At 57.0% G+C, this 21,561-nt stretch carries 18 protein-coding genes and 4 pseudogenes; 12 read left to right on the top strand and 10 right to left on the bottom strand.

What is annotated here, in order from left to right:
* Positions 1 to 184 (bottom strand): annotated as a pseudogene (locus tag C7476_RS29275) (hypothetical protein); the annotation flags it as partial.
* Between the two features lie 535 nt (positions 185 to 719).
* Here C7476_RS29275 and gltS point away from each other — a divergent pair.
* From gltS to C7476_RS26775, 9 genes and pseudogenes are all read left to right on the top strand, one after another.
* Entirely contained in the window at positions 720 to 1,916 is a 1,197-nt protein-coding gene (gltS, locus tag C7476_RS26810) for a sodium/glutamate symporter (RefSeq protein WP_114432970.1), read from the top strand.
* Between the two features lie 47 nt (positions 1,917 to 1,963).
* A pseudogene (locus C7476_RS29000) lies at positions 1,964 to 2,200 on the top strand (AI-2E family transporter); the annotation flags it as partial.
* A complete protein-coding gene (locus C7476_RS28995; RefSeq protein ID WP_245426625.1) occupies positions 2,104 to 2,313 on the top strand; it encodes a TetR family transcriptional regulator C-terminal domain-containing protein in 210 nt (69 codons plus the stop codon). The pseudogene C7476_RS29000 and the gene C7476_RS28995, both read left to right, overlap by 97 nt.
* A 607-nt stretch (positions 2,314 to 2,920) precedes the next feature.
* On the top strand, positions 2,921 to 4,369 hold the full coding sequence (locus tag C7476_RS26800; RefSeq protein ID WP_114432968.1) for an amidase family protein: 1,449 nt from the start codon (positions 2,921 to 2,923) through the stop codon (positions 4,367 to 4,369).
* Between the two features lie 59 nt (positions 4,370 to 4,428).
* Positions 4,429 to 4,914: a DUF302 domain-containing protein gene (locus C7476_RS26795; RefSeq protein ID WP_114432967.1), complete on the top strand. Its 486-nt coding sequence runs from the start codon at positions 4,429 to 4,431 to the stop codon at positions 4,912 to 4,914.
* 70 nt (positions 4,915 to 4,984) lie between these two features.
* A complete protein-coding gene (locus C7476_RS26790) occupies positions 4,985 to 5,557 on the top strand; it encodes a TetR/AcrR family transcriptional regulator (protein WP_114432966.1) in 573 nt (190 codons plus the stop codon).
* A 357-nt stretch (positions 5,558 to 5,914) separates the two neighbouring features.
* A complete protein-coding gene (locus C7476_RS26785; RefSeq protein ID WP_114432965.1) occupies positions 5,915 to 6,997 on the top strand; it encodes a substrate-binding domain-containing protein in 1,083 nt (360 codons plus the stop codon).
* Positions 6,998 to 7,061: 64 nt separating this feature from the next.
* Positions 7,062 to 9,317 carry an ABC transporter permease gene (locus C7476_RS26780; protein ID WP_114432964.1) on the top strand — a complete coding sequence of 752 codons (2,256 nt, stop codon included), beginning with the start codon at positions 7,062 to 7,064 and terminating at the stop codon, positions 9,315 to 9,317.
* Positions 9,310 to 10,098, top strand: a complete 789-nt coding sequence (locus C7476_RS26775) for an ATP-binding cassette domain-containing protein (RefSeq protein ID WP_114432963.1) — start codon at positions 9,310 to 9,312, stop codon at positions 10,096 to 10,098. The genes C7476_RS26780 and C7476_RS26775 overlap by 8 nt, the downstream gene beginning before the upstream one ends.
* Positions 10,099 to 10,271: 173 nt before the next feature.
* Here the strand turns inward: C7476_RS26775 and C7476_RS26770 are convergent.
* Positions 10,272 to 10,406 (bottom strand): annotated as a pseudogene (locus tag C7476_RS26770) (IS6 family transposase); the annotation flags it as partial.
* A 65-nt stretch (positions 10,407 to 10,471) separates the two neighbouring features.
* Here C7476_RS26770 and C7476_RS26765 point away from each other — a divergent pair.
* Entirely contained in the window at positions 10,472 to 10,918 is a 447-nt protein-coding gene (locus tag C7476_RS26765) for a nucleotide-binding domain containing protein (protein ID WP_114432962.1), read from the top strand.
* A gap of 303 nt (positions 10,919 to 11,221) precedes the next feature.
* On the opposite strand, the gene C7476_RS26755 is transcribed toward C7476_RS26765, so the two are convergent.
* The 5 genes from C7476_RS26755 to C7476_RS26735 form a co-directional block, all read right to left on the bottom strand.
* Entirely contained in the window at positions 11,222 to 11,947 is a 726-nt protein-coding gene (locus tag C7476_RS26755; protein WP_114432960.1) for a ribonuclease activity regulator RraA, read from the bottom strand.
* A gap of 16 nt (positions 11,948 to 11,963) precedes the next feature.
* On the bottom strand, positions 11,964 to 13,700 hold the full coding sequence (gene araD / locus C7476_RS26750; protein ID WP_114432959.1) for an L-arabinonate dehydratase: 1,737 nt from the start codon (positions 13,698 to 13,700) through the stop codon (positions 11,964 to 11,966).
* A 43-nt stretch (positions 13,701 to 13,743) separates the two neighbouring features.
* Positions 13,744 to 14,613, bottom strand: coding sequence for an ABC transporter permease (locus C7476_RS26745; RefSeq protein WP_114432958.1), 870 nt, complete (start codon positions 14,611 to 14,613; stop codon positions 13,744 to 13,746).
* Between the two features lie 5 nt (positions 14,614 to 14,618).
* The gene (locus C7476_RS26740) at positions 14,619 to 15,452 is read right to left on the bottom strand and encodes an ABC transporter ATP-binding protein (protein ID WP_114432957.1); all 834 of its coding nucleotides are present in this window, start codon (positions 15,450 to 15,452) and stop codon (positions 14,619 to 14,621) included.
* 66 nt (positions 15,453 to 15,518) lie between these two features.
* Entirely contained in the window at positions 15,519 to 16,520 is a 1,002-nt protein-coding gene (locus tag C7476_RS26735) for an ABC transporter substrate-binding protein (protein ID WP_114432971.1), read from the bottom strand.
* Between the two features lie 149 nt (positions 16,521 to 16,669).
* On the opposite strand from C7476_RS26735, the gene C7476_RS26730 reads away from it, so the two are divergent.
* Positions 16,670 to 17,362 carry a GntR family transcriptional regulator gene (locus C7476_RS26730; protein ID WP_114432956.1) on the top strand — a complete coding sequence of 231 codons (693 nt, stop codon included), beginning with the start codon at positions 16,670 to 16,672 and terminating at the stop codon, positions 17,360 to 17,362.
* 6 nt (positions 17,363 to 17,368) lie between these two features.
* Here the strand turns inward: C7476_RS26730 and C7476_RS28990 are convergent, their stop codons facing one another.
* The 3 genes and pseudogenes from C7476_RS28990 to C7476_RS26715 form a co-directional block, all read right to left on the bottom strand.
* Positions 17,369 to 17,701, bottom strand: coding sequence for a hypothetical protein (locus tag C7476_RS28990; protein ID WP_245426623.1), 333 nt, complete (start codon positions 17,699 to 17,701; stop codon positions 17,369 to 17,371).
* Positions 17,702 to 18,063: 362 nt separating this feature from the next.
* On the bottom strand, positions 18,064 to 18,672 hold the full coding sequence (locus C7476_RS26720; protein ID WP_114432955.1) for an OmpA family protein: 609 nt from the start codon (positions 18,670 to 18,672) through the stop codon (positions 18,064 to 18,066).
* Positions 18,656 to 19,076: pseudogene (locus C7476_RS26715) on the bottom strand (hypothetical protein). Before C7476_RS26715 ends, C7476_RS26720 begins: the two are co-directional and overlap by 17 nt.
* Before the next feature lie 551 nt (positions 19,077 to 19,627).
* On the opposite strand from C7476_RS26715, the gene C7476_RS26710 reads away from it, so the two are divergent.
* On the top strand, positions 19,628 to 21,346 hold the full coding sequence (locus C7476_RS26710; RefSeq protein WP_114432954.1) for a SulP family inorganic anion transporter: 1,719 nt from the start codon (positions 19,628 to 19,630) through the stop codon (positions 21,344 to 21,346).
* The last annotated feature ends 215 nt before the right edge of the window (positions 21,347 to 21,561 follow it).

The following is a 21,561-nucleotide window of genomic DNA, read 5'->3' as shown; positions in this document are numbered from 1 at the left end:
GAAGCAGTTCGACGAAACCCTTTGAAATGTCGGTGCGCCGGACGCTAATTCCCCGCTTCTCAAGCTCAAGTGCATCTCGGCCACCACCGCTTCCGTGACAGTCACCAGTTTCGACGCCAACGACAAACGCCGCAAGCATTACCGTTCGGAATATACTGTTGCTCCAATTATCCGTGATAGGCATGGAATCCCAAAACCAAGCTTTCAGTTCAAATTTCCCCCGCTTTCGTGCCGTGAACTGGATTAACGCACTGAAGCCCGTTTCGGCGCCGTCGAATTCATAATTATCTCTTCGCCAGCATGCCAAAACGTCACCGATCGGGGGGAATTCAGCACTAACAGCACATGCGTGCCGCCCCGGCCATCTCTTGGTTTCCCGCTGGGATTGGGATTCCAAGCGCCCATTTGGGATTTCTGACCAATCACAAACCATAGACACACGTTATAGTCGAACTGCCCCTCAGATAAGCTTTGTCCCGTTTAATTGAGCTTCCCGGAGTGCATGAGGATGCTTGTTTTTGTGAATAGGTCGAAGCGAAGGATGCGGGCGTTTGGCGCACTGTTTGGTCTTTTGATGGCGGCCACGATGCCTGCCGGATGCCGGGAGGAGACAAAGGAACCCGCCCCGCTCAAAGAACCGACCAAGAGCAGCGCCGCCATGCAGCCCATTCAACCCAATCCGGCATAACTGCTGCGCATAAGACGAGGTTCGATCGCCAGTGACAAATATCGAGTTTCCTGGTTTTGTCAGTCTAACGATAGCCATCGTCGTTTTCTTCATCGGTGCTGGACTGAACAGCCGGATCGCGGCATTGCGGCGGTGGAACATCCCGGAAGCCGTGGCCGGTGGTCTTCTCGCGGCCCTGGCAACACTACTCGCCTATCGTGTCCTGGGAATTGCGATCTCGTTTGACCTCGCAGCACGCGACTTGCTGCTCCTCTACTTTTTTACCGGCATCGGTCTGAATGCTCGACTTGCCGATCTGATCGCGGGTGGCAAGCCACTGATGATCCTGCTTGGACTGACGCTGATCTATCTCGTCATCCAGAACCTTATCGCCGCCGGAAGTACGGCCGCCCTCGCAATGCCCGAAGGCATGACCGTTCTTGTCGGCTCAGCGTCCTTGATCGGCGGTCATGGCACGACGATTGCATGGGCCCCGATTCTTGCCGAGCGTTTCGGTCTCACCAACGCGATGGAGATTGGCGTGGCGGCGGCAACTCTCGGTCTTGTCATTGCAAGTCTTGTCGGTGGGCCCGTCGCAGGCCTCTTGATTGCGCGCTACCGGCTCAAAGGTCCCGAGGCTGCTCCTTCGATCGGACTGGCGGATGACAACGCCACCCAGGACGACCTCAATCATATTACGCTGCTGCGCACCATCCTCGTCCTCAACGTTGCGGTCCTTATCGGCTACACGGTCGATGAGCTATTGGCTGACTTGGGATTTCGTCTACCCCTCTTCGTCGCCTGTCTCCTGTCTGCCATCGTCTTGACCAATGTCGTTCCGCGGGTCATGCCGACCCTGTTCTGGCCGACGCGGACGCGCGCGTTGGCCCTTGTCTCCGACCTTTCGCTGAGCATCTTTCTTGCAATGTCGCTGATGAGCATGCAACTCTGGACTCTCGGAGGGCTTGGGCCGTCGCTGCTTCTGATCCTGGCGCTCCAGACGGTTGCAGCGATTGCCTACATACTCTTCGTTGTATTCCCGCTGATGGGTCGCAACTACGACGCCGCGGTGATTGCCGGCGGCTTCAGTGGCATAAGCCTTGGTGCGACGCCGACTGCCATCGCCAATATGACTGCCATTACCAAACTGCACGGCGCGGCACCGATGGCCTTCATTATCCTACCACTGGTGTCAGCTTTTTTCATCGATATCGCAAATGCGTTCGCGATCGGCTTTCTCGTCAATTGAGCAGGGTTAGCGCCAGCGGCTGATACGGCACATGTCCCGCTTGATCGGCATCACTGGCGATCTCGCCCTTCGCCGTCATTTTCGCGGTGTTCTTCTGGAGCTTCATGTGGGGTGTGCCGGGCGCATTCATTGGCGTTCCCATACTTATCGCGTTCATCATCTACTGCGAGAAATCGCCCGGGACGAAATGGATTTCGGAGCGTGGAGCGGATACTTCGAAACCTGTATCGCTCAGGCGCAGGAAGACGGCGCGATCGACAGTCGTCTGCCGGCAGGATTGCTAGCTCGCTTCGTACTAAACAGCTGGGAGGGTGCATTGTTGCGCATGCGGGCTAATAGGAGCGATGAACCTCTGCTCGAATTCAAGTCGATAGTTTTCAATGCCCTACTTACTTAGCAATGCTGACGAGCCACGTTGACCAATGGCAATCGCCGAGTTGGCACGAGGTGTTTGCTTCGAGATTTGAGAATAAAGCTGAAATACGTCGAGGGCTCGACGGCCGAAAGTGAATTCAAAGCAGTGAGTAATCGATGCTCGCTGCTCTCTTTGATGGCCGCAGCCACTCTTACCTCCAAGACATATTATCGTTGAGGAGATCACCACTGCGCATTTTATGCCTCGTTCCGCAGCTTACACCACGCGAGATGCCAAGTGCCGGCTCGACGGCGAAATGAGTTAGTGTTCGGGTCGTGGGCGAACCTTTCGCAAAATTCCAAGGGCACCTCTGCTGGGCCATCTCGCGAGTTGTCCTAGCCCTATGCGGCCCGTTTCGGGCTGCTGAAGATTGTCTCGTCGCCTTTTGCCACCGCAGAGTCCATCCATCAAGAAATGACTTCGTCGCGGTTCTCTCGCGTCCCTTACGGTGATGAAACGCCAGCAAAACGCCTTTAAAAAACCCGTTGCATTATGATCATAATTTGATATTATTCTCGTAATCCAATAGCTCCATAGCCGGTGTTCCACGCGCCGCTCCATCAACACGCAAATGAAAGTGAGGAGTCCGATGCAAAAGGAAGTACAGTCAGATCAGACCGGCAATGCCGCTGGTTTCGAAGCGATCGGTGTTGCACAAGCTGCTCGCGCCATTAACAGCGGCGACTTCACGGCAGAGTCATACGCTGAAGCACTTCTAGAGCGTGCCCGGGAACAGTCTGATATCAAGGCTTTCATCACGATTGACGAAGAGGCTGTTATTGCCGCGGCGCGCAAGGTTGACAAAGCCCGATCCGTTGGCGCGTCCGCACCCCTGCTCGGCGTTCCTCTGGGGGTCAAGGATAGCTATTTGACAAGCGGCCTGCGTACGACTCTCGGCGTCAGCAATCTGAAAGATTTTGTACCCGCGCAAGACGCCGAGGTCGTCAGTGCAATTAAGGGGGCCGGGGCAATCGTATTCGGAAAGAACAACCTCGTTGAGATGTCCTACGGGTTGACTGGCGACAACAATACCTATGGCCAGGTGAAAAATCCTCGTGCTCATGATCGGGTCAGTGGCGGATCGTCAAGCGGCTCTGCCGCGGCCGTCGCTGCCGGGATCGTGCCGGCGGCCTTCGGAGGAGACACTGTCGGTTCGATCCGGGTACCAGCATCGCTGTGCGGAGTGGTTGGTTTCAAGCCAACGACGGGGCGCTGGCCGCGAAACGGTGTCGCGCCGATCTCCCACGTTCTCGACACGACGGGCGTCTTCGCACGCACTGTCGAAGATTGCGAGCTCATCGATCAGATTGTCACGAAGGCTCCTCCTGCATTGATGGGACCTGAACAGGGCAGCCTCAAGGGCGTCAGGTTCGCATATGCACCGAAGCAATATCTGGATCTGGTCGACGCAGAAGTTGAAGCGCGTTTCAGAGACATTATACGCAGACTGCACGACGCCGGAGCCGAGATCGTTGAGATCGACTTGGGAGAAGGCTTTTCAGCGCTTGCCGACACAACAACATGGAACATCTTCTTCCATGACACGATGAATGCGATTGCCGATTTCCTTGAAGATAATGATATTCCCACGTCATTCGAGGAGATTTACCGAGACCTTAAGCCGGGTCTGAAAGAGGCGTGGCAGCATCATGTGCTGCCGAGTGGATCCAAATGGCTTTCTCAGGATGGCTACAACGCGGCATTGGCAAATGATCGGCCCGAAATCCAGCGGCGATTCAAAGACGCCTTCGCGACAAGTGGGGCTGAGGCGCTTCTTTTCCCGACGACCCCCTGCACGGCACCGGAGATCGGCAAAGAGAACCTATTTTCAATCGCAGGGCGGGAGGTTACCTACGCTGCTTTAGCGAAGAACACTGTTCCAGCAAGTGGTGCGGGCCTTCCAGGGATCAGCCTCCCCATGGGCAATGCGAGCAGCCATCTTCCCATCGGCCTTGAGATCGATGCTCCCTTCGGTGGTGATCGCAGGCTGTTGGAAATCGCCCGCCGGGTGGAGGCGCTCGGTATCTCGTCTCTTTGAATGGCGAACAGGACAAGACGGCTCGTCTCATCCAACTCAAATTAAAAAGGGCCCCTAAAATGGCAAATACGATCAACATCCAAAAAATTGAGGTTGAACATGTTACGATCCACTCCGGCAAGGACTTTGGCGTCGTCAAGTCAATGCTGGAAAGCCTAGTGCCACGTATTGATGACGGCATCTTCACGCTGCTCCGTTATCGGGAAACGACCCGAGCGCTTCGCGAATTGGAGGCTTTACCGGCGCTTTCAATTTTCGGTTTTAGAGATCACGGCGCGCTCCTTCAGGTGGCCGGACTTCAGCGTCAGTCGATACAGTACGACATCGGCAATCCGCTGACGGCATCGAAGATGACCCGACATCGCATGTCTGCCGGCCTTTACGCACCAGTTCGGGTGCTGCTACGCGAGGACCACGATGGCGTGGCATTCGAGTACGATCGGCCGATCTCGACTTTTGGCCAGTTCGCTGACCAGGAAGTCAACGAAGTTGCGCGAAAGCTTGATAACGATCTGCAAGCCGTGCTTGAATCGGCAACCGCGTAGGCCGTCGCGAGCTTACGCTCTAATCCAACAACGATCTGATGCAGAAGCTGAACATTCACGGAAGACATAGATGCGCTTTGAAAAGGGTCACAAGGAGAACACGCGGCGTCGAATAATCGACGTCGCTTCCAAGCGCTTTCGGAAAGAGGGTGCGGCAGCTTCGGGCCTGGCGGGGATCATGTCCGAGGCCGGGTTAACAAACGGGGCCTTCTATCCTCACTTTGAATCGAAGGAAGCTCTCGTAAGGGAGGCGATTGTGAGTGCGCTGACGGATCAGCGTGCAAGTCTGGAGCGAGCCGGTGCGGCGGAGGTGGGGATTGAAGACGTTATTCGCGATTATCTGAACGTCGCTCACTTGCATGGAACTGAGGATGGGTGCCCTTCAGCGGCCCTTTTACCTGAAATCGGACGGCAACCGGATTCGACGCGTAAGGCATACGAGGTTGGCCTGGGCAATTACGTCGAAACACTCGCTTCTTATCTTCCACCTTCGTCATCATCGTCATCGCCTGAACGCGCCATGGCAATTTTCAGTCTGATGGTGGGTACCCTGCAAATTGCACGAGCGGTTTCTGACGAGATTTTGGCAGCGCAAATTTTGGAAGGGGGCGTGCAAGCAGCGCTGTTGCTCGCGAACACATAGCCGGGGACGCTGCCATGCCGAACTTGACCGCCTTGAAAAGATTCGAACCGCCGACTGCCAGAAATGCATCCTAGTTGCGTCTACTCGTGGCCGAAACGTCTCTCCGGCGTCAAGTCACGCCTGCATAACCGACAACATCAAAGACCGAAATGCGTTCGATTTCATATCCGCGCACCAGCGCCCTATACTGAGTTAACGTGACATCCCCTAAAACAATGTGACAGCACCCCGGTGAGTATTCCATTTACTTGCACCGGATTTGCGCACAATATCACCGAATGGGAGGAAGCATTCGGACCCCTCTCTACAATTGCGCCCGAACGGCTTTCGACCCTTGGTTGTAAGGGAGGACCAACTATGAGGCGTATTTTTTTGCTCGCTGCATGCACCGCGGCGTTCTCGCTCGGTGTCTCGCACGCCTTCGCGCAATCCGGCAGTGTAGAAAAAGCGGTCGGCGGCTACAATTTCGATGAAGCCGCGAAGGAGGCCGCAGGGACGAAAGATTTCCATTCGGCCGACGGTCATTTGACATTTGCACTTGTAACACACACCGCTGGTAATGGCTTCTTCGACCCTGTCTATGTAGGCGCTACCGTCGCGGGTAACCTGATCGGCGCCAAGATTCTGCTGCTCGGCTCGGAATCGCCGACTGACGATCCTGCGCGCGAGATCGAAATCCTCAATCAGATTGTGCAAGATCCGACGATCGACGGACTGATCATGACAACGCCGCAGGCCGGCGCCTACAATGACATCGTCAAAGCAGCCGAAGCCAAGGGCATACCGATTGCTACGACGAATTCATTCGATGGAACAATCCTGAACCGCAGCGCCATCAGCCATACTGGCCAAGACGCCTCTGCCGCCGCGATCGCCGGCGAGGCGCTCGTCAAGTGTTTGGCCGACAAAGGTATTGAAAAGGGCTCGATCGTCCTGCCCTCTTCGACCGCGATGGGCAATATCGAGGTGAACAACCGCGTGACATCCGCTTTCAACGCTATCGTCAAAGGTCTCAAGGATGCCGGTAAGCTCGATAACTTCAAAGTCGATGCAGGCCCGGAGAACACCGGCATTGACACCAACCCGAATGATCCGGTGAATGGTATTGTCACGCTGTTCGAATCACGCGGTGACGTGGTCGGCGCCTTCGCCGGCAACAACGTGTTTACACCGGCACTTGCCAAGGCGGTTGCCCAAGCCGGCAAGACAGGCGAGATCTGCGCCTATGGCTTTGATCTCGGTCCAGCCCAACAGGCTGCGATGAAGAGCGGCGACCTGACGGGCGCACTCGGACAGCAGCCCTTCCTGCAAGGCTTCTGGCCCGTCATGCAGCTATATCTTCAGATCGATCGCGGCATTGCTGCGGCCAATCTCGACACGCGCGCCCAGCTTGTAACTCAAGAGACAGTCGGAAACGTGGGCAAGCGCTTCGAGAACTGATGCGGCTCCGAGCGCTCCAAATTGCTGCGGGAAGACTGCGACCACGAAGTCGGATAGAAGAATTATGACGCCTGACGTGATGACCCGGCTCGGCCGTGCACCGTCCCAAGTCGTGGGCGGTTGGGAAGCGGGGCTCTTCGCCCTGCTCTTGCTGCTTTATCTTGGAGGGGCTGTTGTCAATCCCGCATTCTTCGGGTCGACAGAAGCGTTCCATGCGCTGCTTCGCGACACGTCGCGGGTTGCCATAATCGCCGTCGGAATGACTTTCGTTATCGTTAACAAGGATCTCGATCTCTCCGTCGGTTCGACCTATGGCCTGATCGCCGTCGTTTTCGCCAGGCTCTACGCGCCAAGCTTTCTCGACCTTGACGTCATCACCTCTGTGATGATTTGTACGCTGCTCGGCACGGTTATCGGCCTCACCAACGGCATTCTTGTCACGATCCTGAAGGTCCCGGCATTTATTGCCACGCTGACGATGCTTTTCATTGGCCGCGGTTTTGTTCTCGCCCTCACGCACGGCCAGTCGATCTATTATCCCGACAAGGCGAAAGACAATCCGTTGTTCTTTCGACTCGGCGAGACCAATTCCTTCGGCTTCAACAACCAGATCGTGATCTTTATCGCCATTGCCGTGGTTGGCGCCCTTGTGCTGGCCAAGACACGCTGGGGCTATGAGACTTTCGCCACAGGCGGCAACGAGCAGGCGGCGGCCTATGCCGGCATACCGACGAACTGGGTGCGCACTCGCGCCTACCTGATCTCCTCGCTCTGCGCAACGCTTGCCGGTTTACTGTCGGCGACCCAGGATAAGGGCGTGACCCCTCTCTACGGGGTCAGTGGCGAATTGACGGTGATCGCTGCCGTGATCATAGGCGGCGCCTCGATCCTCGGAGGTCGCGGTCGCGTGGCGGGCTCATGCCTTGGCGCAACGCTCGTAGTACTGCTCGACAAGGTGTTGCGCGAGGGGTGGCCGATCACACGCGTTATCAAAATCGGCGATGACGAAGTGACGGTCAATGCCATCTTCTCCTTGCCCGTCGGTGCGGTACCGGTCTTCCTCGGGCTGGTCCTGGTTCTCGCCGTGCTAATCGAGCCTCATCTCATACGGCGCCAGGTTGCAACGCGTTTCTGGGCATGGCTCCTCGGCAGGCCACCGCCGCCCGCCTTCGAGATCGGCAGCATTGCGCTCGAGGGCATCCAGACCAAGGGTGCAAGGGCAACTGACATGGCGATGTCAGCGACGCCACTCGGCAAGTTCTTTGCGCGACGTGATTCGCCCGCCATCATCCTGACTGCCCTGCTATGGCTCACGGGAGTGGTTCTCAGGCCCGATTATTGGTGGAATCTATCGAACACCTTCGCGATTCTGCTCAACTACACCGAGCTGGCGCTGATCACGATCGGGCTCACCTACGTTATCGCGGCCGGCGACATTGACCTGTCTGTCGGTGCGGTCCTCGCCTTGGCCGGTAGCACCGCAGCCTACTTCCTAAAAGTGCTCGGAGCCGACCCCTTTACTGCCGTTGCGATGGGTCTCCTTGCTGGCATGGCGGCCGGTCTCTTCAATGCAGTAGTGACAGTCGGTTTCAAGTTGCCGGCATTTATCGTCACGCTTGGCATGTTCTATATCGCCCGCGGCCTGGCTGCTTGGTTTATAGCCGGCCAGCAGCTCACCGGCTGGTCCGAAAATTATAACCTGCTCGGCCGCAAGGTAAATGACATCCTCCTACACTTCCACGTCTCTCTGACACCCGGAATCCTTCGTTCGGTGGCTGAGGCTGTGAGCATTCAGACGATCTGGATGTTCTTCGTCGCTCTCATCGCCGGCGTCGTACTCGCTTATACGCCGTTCGGGCAGAAGGTCTTGGCTACTGGCGGCAACATCCGCGCTGCTGCTTATGCCGGCATCAACACGAACCGGGTGCGCTTCATCTCGTTAATACTGGCGGCGCTCTGCGCAACCATGGCGGGGATCATCAATATCGCTTATTTTCGCAGTTTTAACCCGGTCGCCGGCCAGTATCGCGAGCTCGACGCCATTGCCTCTGTGATCATCGGCGGCGGGTCGATCTTTGGTGGCTACGGGACCATGATCGGCGCGCTTGCCGGCGCGGCTGTGATCACCCTTGTCCGGGCACTCCTGCAGCTCAATGTGCAAGGCTTCACCATGCCGCAACACTGGATCAACGTCTTTATCGGCGTCATCCTCATCGTCGCGGTGCTCATTGATATCTGGGTGCGCCAGGCGAACATATTCGGACGCCTGCGAACACGCCTTACACGAACCGCACCAACACAGGAAAGCGCTCATGACTGACTCAAAACCAATCGAGCCGATCGTGGAAATGCGAAATATCGAAAAAGCCTTCGGGGCTGTGCAAGCGCTCCGTAAGGTCGACCTCGTGCTTTACCCCGGCGAGATCCTTGGCCTTGTCGGCGACAACTCCGCCGGCAAGTCGACACTCATGAAGATCCTCACCGGCGCTTATCAACGTGATGCCGGTGAAATCTTCGTTGCCGGACGACCGGTGCACTTTAAGAGCCCGCATGAGAGCCGCGACGCCGGCATCGAGATGATCTACCAAGATTTCGCGCTTTGCGGCAATATGGACGTCGGCCAGAACATCTTCCTTGGCCGCTGGCCGCGCAAAGGCCTTTTTGTCAATCGCCGTAAGATGTACGCGGAAGCTGACAGCGTGCTTAAACAGCTCAAGGTCGACGTGAACTCCGTGTATCAGAAGGTCGAAAGCCTGTCGGGCGGGCGTCAGCAATCTGTGGCGATTGCCCGTGCGATCTCGTTCGAGCCCCGCGTCGTTATACTCGATGAGCCGACCGCCAACCTTTCAGTGATGGCGACCGAGCGCCTGCTCGAAACCATGCTCGAGCTTAAAAAGCAAGGTGTTGCTCAGATCATCATCTCGCACCGCCTCGTCGACATTTTCGCTGTGGGCGATCGCGTGATGGTGCTTAAGCGTGGCGAATACGTCGGCGACCGCCATGTCAAGAACACCGACGAGCAGGAGGTCCTGGAGATCATCGTTTCCGGTACGCGCGAGCACGCGCTTACCGCCGATGAAGTGAAAGCAGGGGAGATTTGATCGGGCACAGATCGCATTTTAGTTCTGTCGCGAAGCAGCTGCCTCATGCAGCCAGAAGCGCGAACTGCCCGTCCGCTGATGGATTTGGATTAAAGGCAAATCCGTCTCTGGCTGAACAATTCGACATGCTGGCAGCGTGACTATTGGCTGCCGAACAAAATCTATCGCATCTATCATCGGATGGCATTTGCTGAACGGTCAGAGCGAGGGGGGACAAAGAGATTTTTAAGAGCTGAGTAGATCGCGACGAGGTGTTGCAGGCCTCCTTGAGATCGGAAGCCCTGCTTTGTCCGCTCACGTTTTCGTAGCGCGGGTGTGAATTGCAACAACGGAAATGCAGATCAGATATGCCAGCAATCACGGCTTCTAACCCATCGAGGTTGACTATGAGGCACTTGCGACCGGCGCAGGGTCGGAACGAGCTGAAACCGCAGCTTTCGATACGGCCGCAGCGGTCCTGACATCGGGAAGTAGCCCGCTGCTTTTCACTTCACTGGGTAAACCATCACTACAGCCGGTCACGGACAAGCGTGCCAATGATCGTGTTGGCAGACGGCTTGGCGCCTTGCTGAATCGTCTGACGGCTGCGAACGGCCTGAAGAGAGTTGTCGTTGCCGGTGGCGATACATCAAGCCATGCCCTCAGCGAGCTTCATATCGGGGCACTCACTCTGCGTCATCCGTTTGCCCAATCCCCGGGCTCTCCGGTGTGCCTGGGTCACCGATTTGACGGATCGGCACCGCTGGAACTCGTCCTGAAGGGCGGCCAGATTGGCAATGAAGATTTCCTCGTACGCATCCGGGATGGACGGCTGGATTGACTCGCGCCAGCCCCTGGCGACCTCACGCAAAGGCGTAAGATCCGTCGGGCCGTTTGACATTGACAGGCTGCGAAAAGGCGATGTCGATGACCCGTATTCGCAGCGTCTACTGGGCGCGAGCAGGATGTACGGCAAGCAACCTGGTGTAAGCATCGGTCAGTAGTATGGAGCGCTCATCAGGGTTGCCGCCCATGACTTACTTCGAGTGACGACGCAATCCGTCGCAGACGATTCCGCGGGCTCGCGTGGCGTGATGACAATGTGGCCCGACAACGCCAGTCGTCCCCACCTGCCCCCCAATGCTTATCTTCCGTTCTTCTCCCGCCATATGGCGAAATCAGCCTTTGGTTTGTCACTTGTGGCCGGATAAAGGCCGATGATAGTCGCGCCATTCAGAACCTGTTCGGTGACAAAATCCTCATAAGCAGTCATTTCCAGCGTCTCGTCGGCGATCTCGTCCGCCAAATGCCGCGGAATAACGATGACGCCCTCATTGTCCCCGACGAGTACATCGCCCGGAAAAACAGCGACATCGCCGCAACCGATCGGCACGTTGATATCGCAGGCCTGGTGATGGGTCAGGTTGGTTGGAGCGGAAGGACGATTGTGGTAGGCGTGAATGGTTAAATTGGCAATCTCGGGACTGTCGCGGAAGCCTCCGTCGGTGACGACACCTGCCACGCCGCGCACTTGCAGTCTTGATATCAATATGGAGCCAGCCGAAGCAGCCCTCGCATCCTTGCGGCTATCCATTACCAGGACGGCTCCTTCGGGACATTGCTCTATCGCGGCGCGCTGCGGATGACCTGGATCCTTGAAAACCTCGATCGCGTTCAGGTCTTCGCGGGCGGGTATATATCGTAGCGTAAAGGCTTGCCCGACCATGTTGGCCCTCTTCGCCGACAGCGGCCGCACATCCTGGATGAACTGGTTACGCAGCCCGCGCTTGAAGAGAGCCGTCGCAATCGTTGGTGTGGCAACGCCCATCAGCTTTTTGCGCGTTGCTTCGCTTAGATCATAGTTTGTCATTCGTTGTCCTCGGATGTCAGTAGATATCTGGTTCGGGAGCGGATGGTCCAAAGCGTGTTTCGAGAAAGTCAAAATCCGCGCCGGTGTCGGCCTGGCGCACGTGTTTGGCAAACATCCATCCGTAGCCACGACCAGCCTTGTCTGCCGGTTTCCTCCATTCGGAGCGACGGCGTTCGATTTCACCGTCGTCCACCAGCATGTCGATCCGGCGCGCCTTCAGGTCGAGCCGCACGATGTCGCCCGTTTTCAGAAGAGCCAACGGGCCGCCGACATGCGATTCCGGCGAGACGTGCAGAACGCAGGCTCCATAGCTGGTGCCGCTCATGCGAGCATCGGACAGACGCAGCATGTCGCGATATCCCTTCTTGAGCAGGACCTTCGGCATCGGCAACATGCCCCATTCGGGCATGCCCGGGCCGCCCTGAGGCCCGGCCCCGCGCAGCACCAGGACATGATCAGGCGTGACGTCAAGATTTTCGTCGTCGATCGCCGCTTTCATCTCCGGGTAGCTGTCGAAGACCAATGCCGGGCCTTGGTGTTGATGCAGTCTCGGATCACAGGCGGCTGGTTTTATAACTGCGCCTGTCGGCGCAAGGTTGCCTTTAACGACAGCCAGCGAGCCTTCCTGAAAGACAGGATTGTCGAGGGAGCGGATGACATCATCGTTAAAGCATTTTGCCCCTTCCAGCGTTTCTCCAAGCGTTTGACCGGAGACCGTGAGCACCGAAAGGTCGAGCCTTGGCGAGAGTTTTGCCATGAGCGCGCGCAGGCCGCCGGCGTAGTAGAAATCTTCCATCAGATAGGTATCGCCAGTTGGTCGGATGTTCGCGAGAACCGGGGTCGTGCGGCCCGCACGATCCAGATCGTCCATTGTCAGGTCGACACCAGCCCGGCGTGCCATGGCGACGAGGTGGACGATGGCATTGGTCGAGCATCCGGTAGCCATGGCGACGGCCACGGCATTGCCTACGGCTGCGTCGGTCAAGATCTTGCTCGGTACGAGGTCCTCCCAGACCATGTCGATAATCCGACGTCCCACGGCAGATGACATCCGGATATGATTGGAGTCGGCAGCGGGAATCGAGCTGGCGCCCGGCAACGTCAAGCCCAAGGCTTCCGCAATCGCCGTCATAGTGCTTGCCGTGCCCATGGTCATGCAGTGTCCGTAGGACCGCGCGATACCCGCCTCGACCTCGACCCATTCGTCCGTCGACAGATTGCCCGCCCGTCGTTCATCCCAGAATTTCCAGGCGTCTGAACCGGAACCCAAGGCTTTGCCACGATAATTGCCGCGAAGCATGGGGCCGGCCGGCAGATAGACCATAGGCAGGCCGGCACTCACAGCGCCCATCACCAAGCCCGGCGTGGTCTTGTCACATCCACCCATCAACACAGCGCCATCGACAGGGTGGGAGCGCAACAGCTCCTCGACTTCCATCGCCAGCATATTGCGATAGAGCATCGTCGTCGGCTTGACATAGCTCTCCGACAGAGAAAGCGCCGGCAATTCCAGTGGAAATCCGCCGGCCTGGAGCACACCGCGCTTCACGTCCTCGACGCGGTGCTTGAAGTGTGCATGACAGGGGTTGGCATCCGACCAAGTATTCAGGATGGCAATGACAGGCTTGCCGCTCCATTCTTCCGCCGCATAACCCATTTGCATTGTTCTGGAGCGATGACCCGAACTGCGCAGGTCGTCCGGAGCGAACCACCGGGCGCTTCTTAATGTTTCTGGAGTTTTTTTCATAGCCATTGCTCAATTGGAAAATGCGACGGAGAAGGAAGCCTCAATCTGCTCATTCCTTCATTCCCCATTTCTGAATGGTGTGGCGTTCGATCGTCTGGAACACGAGGTTTTCAACAATAAGGCCGATGATGATCACTGTGAGGAGCCCGGCAAAGACTGCAGGAATGTCCAGAAGGTTGCGGTTCTCAAAGATGAACCAGCCGAGCCCGCCCTGCCCCGAAGAAACACCGAAGACGAGTTCGGCGGCAATCAACGTACGCCAGGCGAACGCCCAGCCGATTTTCAGGCCGGTCAAGATCGACGGGAACGCAGCTGGAACGAGGATCCGCATCACATAGGATAAACCGGTCAATCCATAATTTCCTCCGACCATGCGTAGCGTGCGCGACACGCCAAGAAAGCCCGCATGGGTGTTGAGCGCCACCGCCCAAAGCACTGAATGGATAAGCACGAAGACAAGGCTGGAAGCGCCGAGCCCAAACCAGATCAAAGCAAGTGGCAGCAATGAGATGGCGGGTAGCGGATTGAACATCGCCGTCATTGTTTCCAAAAAATCGGTGCCGATCCGTGTGTTGATGGCAAGGATTGTCAAAATGGCTGCTAGCACAGTCCCTGCCACATACCCCGTGATCAGCACCTGAAGCGTCGTCCAGATGCGCGACGGCAATGTGCCGTCGACAAAACGATCATAAAGGGTGGTCAGCGTGTCGCTGAGCGTTGGGAAAAGCAGGGGATTGTCGAGATAGCTTGCATAGACCTGCCAAATGACGGCGAGGACGATAATCAGAACCGTCTTACGCACAGCGCTGATACCCAAGATCAATTCGAGGGAACCGAGCCTCTGTTCGACCTCGGCTACATTGGCATGCTGCCTGTTTGTCGTAACATCGGCTGCAAGAATGATTTGAGGACTTGTCATTATCGTCACTCCCTGTGGCCGGACTCGGAAAAGAGCAGATTGTGGATGTCGCGTTCGAGCGCGGCGGCGCTGCCATCCTCCTGACGGGCGCGTTCAACGTCGATCACTTCAGCCTTCACGCGCCCTGGATGAGGCGACAACAGCAGAATGCGGTTTGAGACCTTGATGGCTTCAGCAATCGAATGTGTAACGAAAATGACCGTAAACCTCGTGTCTTCCCAAAGCTGCAGCAGTTCGTCCTGCATCTGACGCCGGGTCAAAGCGTCGAGCGCCGCAAACGGCTCATCCATCAGCAAAATGTCGGGCTGCATGGCCATGCCGCGGGCGATCGCCACGCGTTGCTTCATGCCACCCGAAAGCGTGTGCGGATAACTGTCAGTGGCGCGTGTGAGCTTTACCTTATCGATATACTCCTTGGCCCTTGCCTCCGCCTCCCTGCGCGGTAGTTTGCGCGCAACGATCAACGGAAACATGACGTTTTCCAGTACCGTCTTCCAAGGCAAAAGCTGGTCGAACTCCTGAAATACCATCATACGATCGGCACCAGGCTTTTTGACTGGACGTCCGTTGATATGAATTGATCCACTCACCGGGGCCATGTATCCGCCGACGGCTTTCAACAGTGTGGACTTGCCGCAACCGGACGGTCCGAGAAGAACAAAACGGTCGGATCGTTCGACAGAAAAACTGACGTCTTCCGTCGCGGTTATCAGCAGATTCGGGGTCTTGTAGCGAAGCGTCACCTTGTCCACGGTGAGAAGCGACCTGGCCTCACTTGCCGTTTTGACATCGGGAAGACCTGCTGTTGGATCTATGTTTTGCTGTATGGCCTGTAACATATGGGCCTCCCTAGGATAGTCGGAGGACCCGGCATCTCTGCCAGGTCGTTGGCTCGTTGCCGACAGTTAGTTGCCTTTTAGATCGGCGGATTCTGGCAGATAATAGTCTGTCCATGCCGCAGGCATCGTCTTGAGCGTTCCGATCTTGTGCAGATGCGTTGCAAACTTCATCGTTCCCTGCGGATCGGTGCGAAACTCCATCATGTCCGGCTGTCCGAGGATCTTGACCAGGGTATTAAGATCGGTTTTGTCACCGGAAACCTGCTTGTAGGCGCTCAAGGCGTCTTTCGGGTTCTTCTTGATCATGTCGATTGCCTCGACCGTGGCTTCGCGCACGGCCTTGATAATGACAGGATTTGCTTCGGCAAAAGCCGTTGTCGTGAAGAACGTCGCTTGCGTTAAAGGACCGCCAATGATGTCCTTGGAATTGACCACGATGTGGTTGCCGGCGTCGATCTCCAGATACTGGAAAGGCGGTGCGGAGAAATGACTGGCCACCTCGTGGCTCTTGTTTGCCAGCGCCGCCATCGCGTCGGGATGTCCGAGCTGCACCGTGTTTGGATCGAAATGCTTGAGGTCGCTGTCCCCAAACATCTGACCTGCCGCCATTTGCAACAGGATCGCCTGCGTCGAAACGCCGACAGTCGGGACCGCAATCTTGTCGCTCGGACCGATGTCCTTCAGTGATTTGATCTTGGGGTCACGCGACACCATGATGACCGGCTGCGCCGAACTGGTTATGATCCCTTTTACCTTGCCGCGTGTTCTGTCCCACAGCAAAAGCAGGTTGCCCGTCCCGGTGTTGACGATGTCGACATTCCCGGAAAGAAGCGCATCGGTTTGTGCGCCGCCGCCGCTGAAGGTGCGCCAATTGACCGTAACATCTTTGAGGCCATCCTCCGCCGCGTGCTTCTCAATGAGCTTTTGCGTTTCCATAACATGGCTCGCCAGATAAAGGATGCCCGGCTGACGTGTTATGGATATATCCGTCTTCTCCTGGGCATAGCCAGACGAGCCTAGACCCAGAATGATACCAAGTGCGGCAATAACGCCCTGAAATAATCGCATATCTTCCTCCCGATAATTCTCTGTGTCGTTCGCAAAGGGGCGATGATCCTCCGACATCGCTTATTTTTCATTAAAGCACTAATGCATCAGTGCATCAACTGATTATTTGTGGTACTGCAATGGAGACAAACAACGAGAGAGCAGCAAGCATGAGCGGCAGGGTGAAAAACAGCGTTCTGGACAGGACACGGCAGGTCGCCCATCAGATTCACGAGATATTGAGGGACCGCATTCTGTCTGTGGAACTTGTCCCGGGAACAATTCTTTCGAGAGCTTCGCTTCAATTGGAGTTCGGCGTCAGTCAGACCCCGGTCCGGGATGCGCTCATGCGCCTGGAAGAAGAAGGCATTGTCGAAGTCTTTCCCCAATACGCGACTGTCGTGGCAAGGATCGATATTGATCACGCAAGGCAGGCGCAATTCCTGCGGCTCTCGATTGAACTCGAAGCTGTTCGTCGCCTGACAGCCGAGTGCCCGGCCCAAACGGCAGCAGAACTCGAGGACGTCCTCGCAAGACAACGGCAAGTGGCCACCCCGCAGACATATGATCTGTTCGATACGCTCGACAAGGACTTTCACCGCAAGATTTATGCGCGTGCGGGCATCCTTAATCTCTGGTCCACTGTCCGTCGGCAAAGCGTGCATCTTGACCGATTGCGCCGCCTCAATCTGCCTATGCCCGGCAAGATGCAAAATGTCCTTAAGGATCACCAAGAGATTGTCGGTGCGATACAATCGGGACGCCCGGAAGCCGCTGAAAGCGCCGTGCGCAGACATTTATCTGGGACGCTATCCATCATCGATCTTATCAGCGATCAATTTCCGGATTATGTTCGCAAATGAGTAAGGTCAATTTTTAAGTGTGCTGAAATGCCGGATCATGCGCTCGACGTTGGGTGCCACACCTGTGAAGAGTTCGAATGCACCGACCGCCTGGAACACCGCCATGCCGCCGCCATTGAGAACCTCGCAGCCGCGTGTAGCCGCCGCCGCGAGCAGTGCCGTTTGCAGTGGAAAATAGATGATCTCGGCGACCCAGAGGTTCGCTGATAGCAGATCGACGTCAAAGGGCGTTCCGGGATGTGAAGCCATGCCGATCGGCGTCGCTTGCACGATGCCGCTGGCGCCTGCCAAAACCGCACCAAGGTCTTTGCCTGCGTCGAAAACGCAATCCGGATGCACCGGGACCAACGATCCATCACGGCCGACACGCGCGCCGGATCGACGTCGAAGATCGTGACCTTAGCGGTGCCCATCCGGGCCAGTGCATACGCCACCGCGACCCCGGCGCCGCCCGCACCGATCAGCACGGCATGGCTTAGGTCCGCATCGGGCAAACCTCGGCGGAAGCTCTGCTGAAAACCCCACCAGTCCGTGTTGTGACCCCTGCGCGTGGTTCTTGAAGGCGATCGTGTTGATCGATTGCAGCACGGCCGCGTCGTCGGAGAGTTCATCGACATGGGCGATCGCCCCCCCGTGGCAATGATGACAACCAAAGCGAGAAGGATGGCGATCAGCAAACGCCCGATACGTCGCATTGCTCGTTACTTGATCCGGCCGAGATTGATCAGTTGCACGCGCCGGTTGTCGGCGGCCTTCGGGTTAGCCGGATCGACGGGCATCTCTTGGCCCACACCAACTGAAGAAAGCCGGTCTCGCGGAATCGCAAACGTCGTCGCCAAGGCTTCTGTGATCGCGTCGGCGCGCTGCTGACTGAGGTTCAGATTGTGTTTGGCATCACCTGTCGAGCTGGTGTGTCCGACAACGAGGAACTTGTAAAACATCAAATTGGGATGATGCAGGGCATCGGCGATCAGGCCGACCGTCCGGTATGACTTGGGTTCGATGGCGATGGAATCATTTTCGAAATCAATCTCGACGAGCAGCTGCGACAGGTTAGCGAGCTGGCTCCAGTTCGGCTGGTTGGCAACGCCTTTGCCAACATTGGCATTTGCTTCCTGAGCGAGCAGAGCCGGGTCTATGGCGGGTGCTGCCTTGGAGATCTGGCTCAGACTGTCGATCAGCTGCTGATTGCTGAGTTCCTGTGCCGAGGCGTTGCCTGCGGCCAGCAGAAGTCCCAGCGTTAATCCCGCGCGCAGTTGACGAACAAACAACTTCTTTCCCCCAAGTTTGGATCTATCGCCATCCCGCATCTGTGATCGCCTGGTTGCATTTGCCGCTGTCGGCGCGTTTCGACTTCAACAGAGGCCAGGATGTTGCCCTCCCCTTTGACGCCCCCGCAGTACTGTGCGGCATCGTGCGCACAAATCTTGAAGAACCCGGTTTGCGCCGCCTGACGTTGCTGGATTGAAGCGGTCACCTGCCCGAGGGTAGAGGTGCAGGTCGGCGAAACCTTTGCTTCATTTTTCTGCCGGCAGTCCTGAATTTGGTTGTTGCCGAGGTTGAGCCCTTTGCAGACCTTCTTGATGTCGGCTCCGCAGTCTTTGGCAAGAGCCGTCACCGCGTCAGCGTAACTCATCGTATCGGCTCGACCAATCCCAGCCAAGGATAGTGAAGCGACCACAATCGCTCCACTCAGCAAACCAAGTCTATTCATTGCGCATGATCCCCGTGTTGTGTCACCCGATGGTTAGCTGCGTATGACCACAGCTGGCTACAACCTATGCAATGAATTGCGGGGCCGCGAGTATGTTCCAGTAACTTACAGGCAACAGCGCCAGACCCGATGCTCGCAAGCGCCTAGAATTCGGCATGCCGCAAAGAGATTGTGGAACAAAGCGGCGGAGCATTGATCGGATGGCTGGGACGGCTGTGGGATCATTTTCGAGAATAGCAGGTCTGCGATCATTACCATCCCTACATTGCGGTTGCTGGAATCAGGAAATGGAACGCTCTTTAGAGGCAGACGAAATGCCTCACCAGTTTGGAATGCTGCGATGTCAACCTCCGTCAATGCGCATCCTTCAGTCAAGTCATCGTATGTTCAAAACTCCGGAGCACCGGTACCGAAAGAGCACCTTTTGATTAATTGCGAAGGCTGTATACTCGCAGCCGGACGATCATGTTTGACCGTCAATGTCGCGACGGCGACCGCCGACGTTGGATGCCGACGATCCCGCCGCTCTCACTTCAGAGAAGGCCCACTAATTGGACGCCGCCAACCGGTCGCAACAGCATCAGGCAACACCGAGCTTTGCCGAGCTTTTCACTCCCAAGCTGATCACAGTCCTACGCGAAGGCTATGGCCGCACCAAATTTCAGGCGGATTTTATTGCCGGGCTGACGGTCGCGATCGTTGCCTTGCCGCTGTCAATGGCGATTGCCATTGCGTCCGGCGTTACACCTGACAAAGGACTTTTCACCGCGATCGTCGGCGGGTTCATCGTATCGGCGTTGGGCGGCAGCCGCTTCCAGATTGGCGGTCCAGCGGGGGCTTTCATCGTGCTGGTCGCCTCGACCGTGGATCGCCACGGTGTGGATGGCCTGATCCTTGCAACGATGATGGCCGGTGCTTTCCTGATTGTCACCGGCTATCTGAGGCTTGGAACCTATATCAAGTTCATTCCCTATCCGGTCACGGTCGGCTTTACCGCCGGGATTGCCGTCATCATCTTTGCAAGCCAGCTCAAGGAACTGTTTGGTCTCGATCTCACAGGCAAAGAACCTGGGGATCTGCTGCCCAAGCTTGTCGCGCTCGGCGAGGCGGCAGGCACTGTCAATCTCGCAGCCGCCGCGATCTCGCTTGTGACCGTTGGCGCAATTGCCGCGCTCAAACGCTGGCGTCCGTCATGGCCGGGCATGTTGATGGCGGTGTGTCTTGCCTCGCTTGCGGCGGCGCTGTTCAGCCTTCCGGTGGAAACGCTCGGCACGCGCTTTGGCGGAATACCCCGCACCTTGCCCGTTCCCGCTCTGCCTGCGTTTACGCCGGAACTGGCAATGGCGGTGCTGCCCGATGCGATCAGCTTCGCGCTACTCGGGGCGATCGAATCGCTACTATCGGCGGTTGTGGCGGACGGGATGACCGGCAGGCGGCACCGCTCCAATTGTGAACTGGTGGCGCAGGGCTTTGCCAATATCGGCTCTGCGCTCTTCGGTGGCATTTGCGTCACTGGAGCCATTGCGCGCACCGCGACCAATATCCGGGCAGGCGCCTATAGTCCGATCTCTGGCATGCTGCATTCGGCATTGCTGCTCGTCTTCATGCTCATTGCCGCGCCGCTCGCGGCCTATATCCCGCTTGCTGCGCTCGCGGGCGTTCTTGCCGTGGTTGCCTGGAATATGGTCGAGAAGGAGGCATTTCGCGCGCTCATTGGCTCCTCGCGCGGCGATGCCGTTGTGCTTCTCGTCACCTTCGCGCTGGTTATCTTTCGCGACCTTACCGAGGGTATCGTCGTTGGCTTCGCGCTGGGTTCGATCCTTTTCATCGACCGTATGGCAAAGAGCGTGGCGCTGGAAGCGAACGAGCCCTTTGCCGCGGACGATGTGGCTGACGCCGCCGAGGGAGACCGTGCCGACTACAACGCCCGAACCGCAATCGATCCCGATACTGTTGTCTACCGTCTGAGCGGCGCCTTCTTCTTCGGTGCGGCCTCGACAGTCGGCACCATCCTCGACCGGATCGCCGACCAGCGGCGCAATTTCATTCTAGATTGTTCGGCCGTGCCCTTGCTTGATTCCACAGCGGCCAATGTCATCGAAGCCTCGGCGCGCAAGGCGGAGCAGGCAGGCGTCCGCTTCTTCATAACCGGCGCTTCCCCGTCCGTCAGGCATATGCTTTGGTCACATGGCGTACGCCCGCCCCATGTCGTCTATGCCGCTACCATAGAGGACGCAAAGGCGCTGCTCACGTCTGCACATACACCCTGAACCAACTACCCAGCTATCTGTGCTTTTCCCCTATCTAGCCGCTACGTTTGCGGCGCCGATCCTTTATTCGGGGGACCGACCGCATTGGAACCTGTAATCCATGATTTTTTTGCCGAATTCTGGAATTGCAGAAGAGACATAGACACTTCTTGCTATCTACAGGTCGCGCGTGCTTGTGCAATACTATCAGTACGTGCCATCGATCTTGATTGTCC

The organism is Phyllobacterium bourgognense (assembly GCF_003337575.1).
GTDB classification, from domain to species: domain Bacteria; phylum Pseudomonadota; class Alphaproteobacteria; order Rhizobiales; family Rhizobiaceae; genus Phyllobacterium; species Phyllobacterium bourgognense.
This window is presented reverse-complemented; position numbering and strand designations above follow the sequence as displayed.

Bases quoted from the DNA above. Each gene is read 5' to 3' on its own strand.
- C7476_RS28995 (WP_245426625.1), top strand. From the start codon at position 2,104: ATGGATTTCGGAGCGTGGAGCGGATACTTCGAAACCTGTATCGCTCAG.
- C7476_RS26800 (WP_114432968.1), top strand. From the start codon at position 2,921: ATGCAAAAGGAAGTACAGTCAGATCAGACCGGCAATGCCGCTGGTTTC.
- C7476_RS26795 (WP_114432967.1), top strand. From the start codon at position 4,429: ATGGCAAATACGATCAACATCCAAAAAATTGAGGTTGAACATGTTACG.
- C7476_RS26790 (WP_114432966.1), top strand. From the start codon at position 4,985: ATGCGCTTTGAAAAGGGTCACAAGGAGAACACGCGGCGTCGAATAATC.
- C7476_RS26785 (WP_114432965.1), top strand. From the start codon at position 5,915: ATGAGGCGTATTTTTTTGCTCGCTGCATGCACCGCGGCGTTCTCGCTC.
- C7476_RS26780 (WP_114432964.1), top strand. From the start codon at position 7,062: ATGACGCCTGACGTGATGACCCGGCTCGGCCGTGCACCGTCCCAAGTC.
- C7476_RS26775 (WP_114432963.1), top strand. From the start codon at position 9,310: ATGACTGACTCAAAACCAATCGAGCCGATCGTGGAAATGCGAAATATC.
- C7476_RS26755 (WP_114432960.1), bottom strand. From the start codon at position 11,947: ATGACAAACTATGATCTAAGCGAAGCAACGCGCAAAAAGCTGATGGGC.
- araD (WP_114432959.1), bottom strand. From the start codon at position 13,700: ATGGCTATGAAAAAAACTCCAGAAACATTAAGAAGCGCCCGGTGGTTC.
- C7476_RS26745 (WP_114432958.1), bottom strand. From the start codon at position 14,613: ATGACAAGTCCTCAAATCATTCTTGCAGCCGATGTTACGACAAACAGG.
- C7476_RS26740 (WP_114432957.1), bottom strand. From the start codon at position 15,452: ATGTTACAGGCCATACAGCAAAACATAGATCCAACAGCAGGTCTTCCC.
- C7476_RS26735 (WP_114432971.1), bottom strand. From the start codon at position 16,520: ATGCGATTATTTCAGGGCGTTATTGCCGCACTTGGTATCATTCTGGGT.
- C7476_RS26730 (WP_114432956.1), top strand. From the start codon at position 16,670: ATGAGCGGCAGGGTGAAAAACAGCGTTCTGGACAGGACACGGCAGGTC.
- C7476_RS26720 (WP_114432955.1), bottom strand. From the start codon at position 18,672: ATGCGGGATGGCGATAGATCCAAACTTGGGGGAAAGAAGTTGTTTGTT.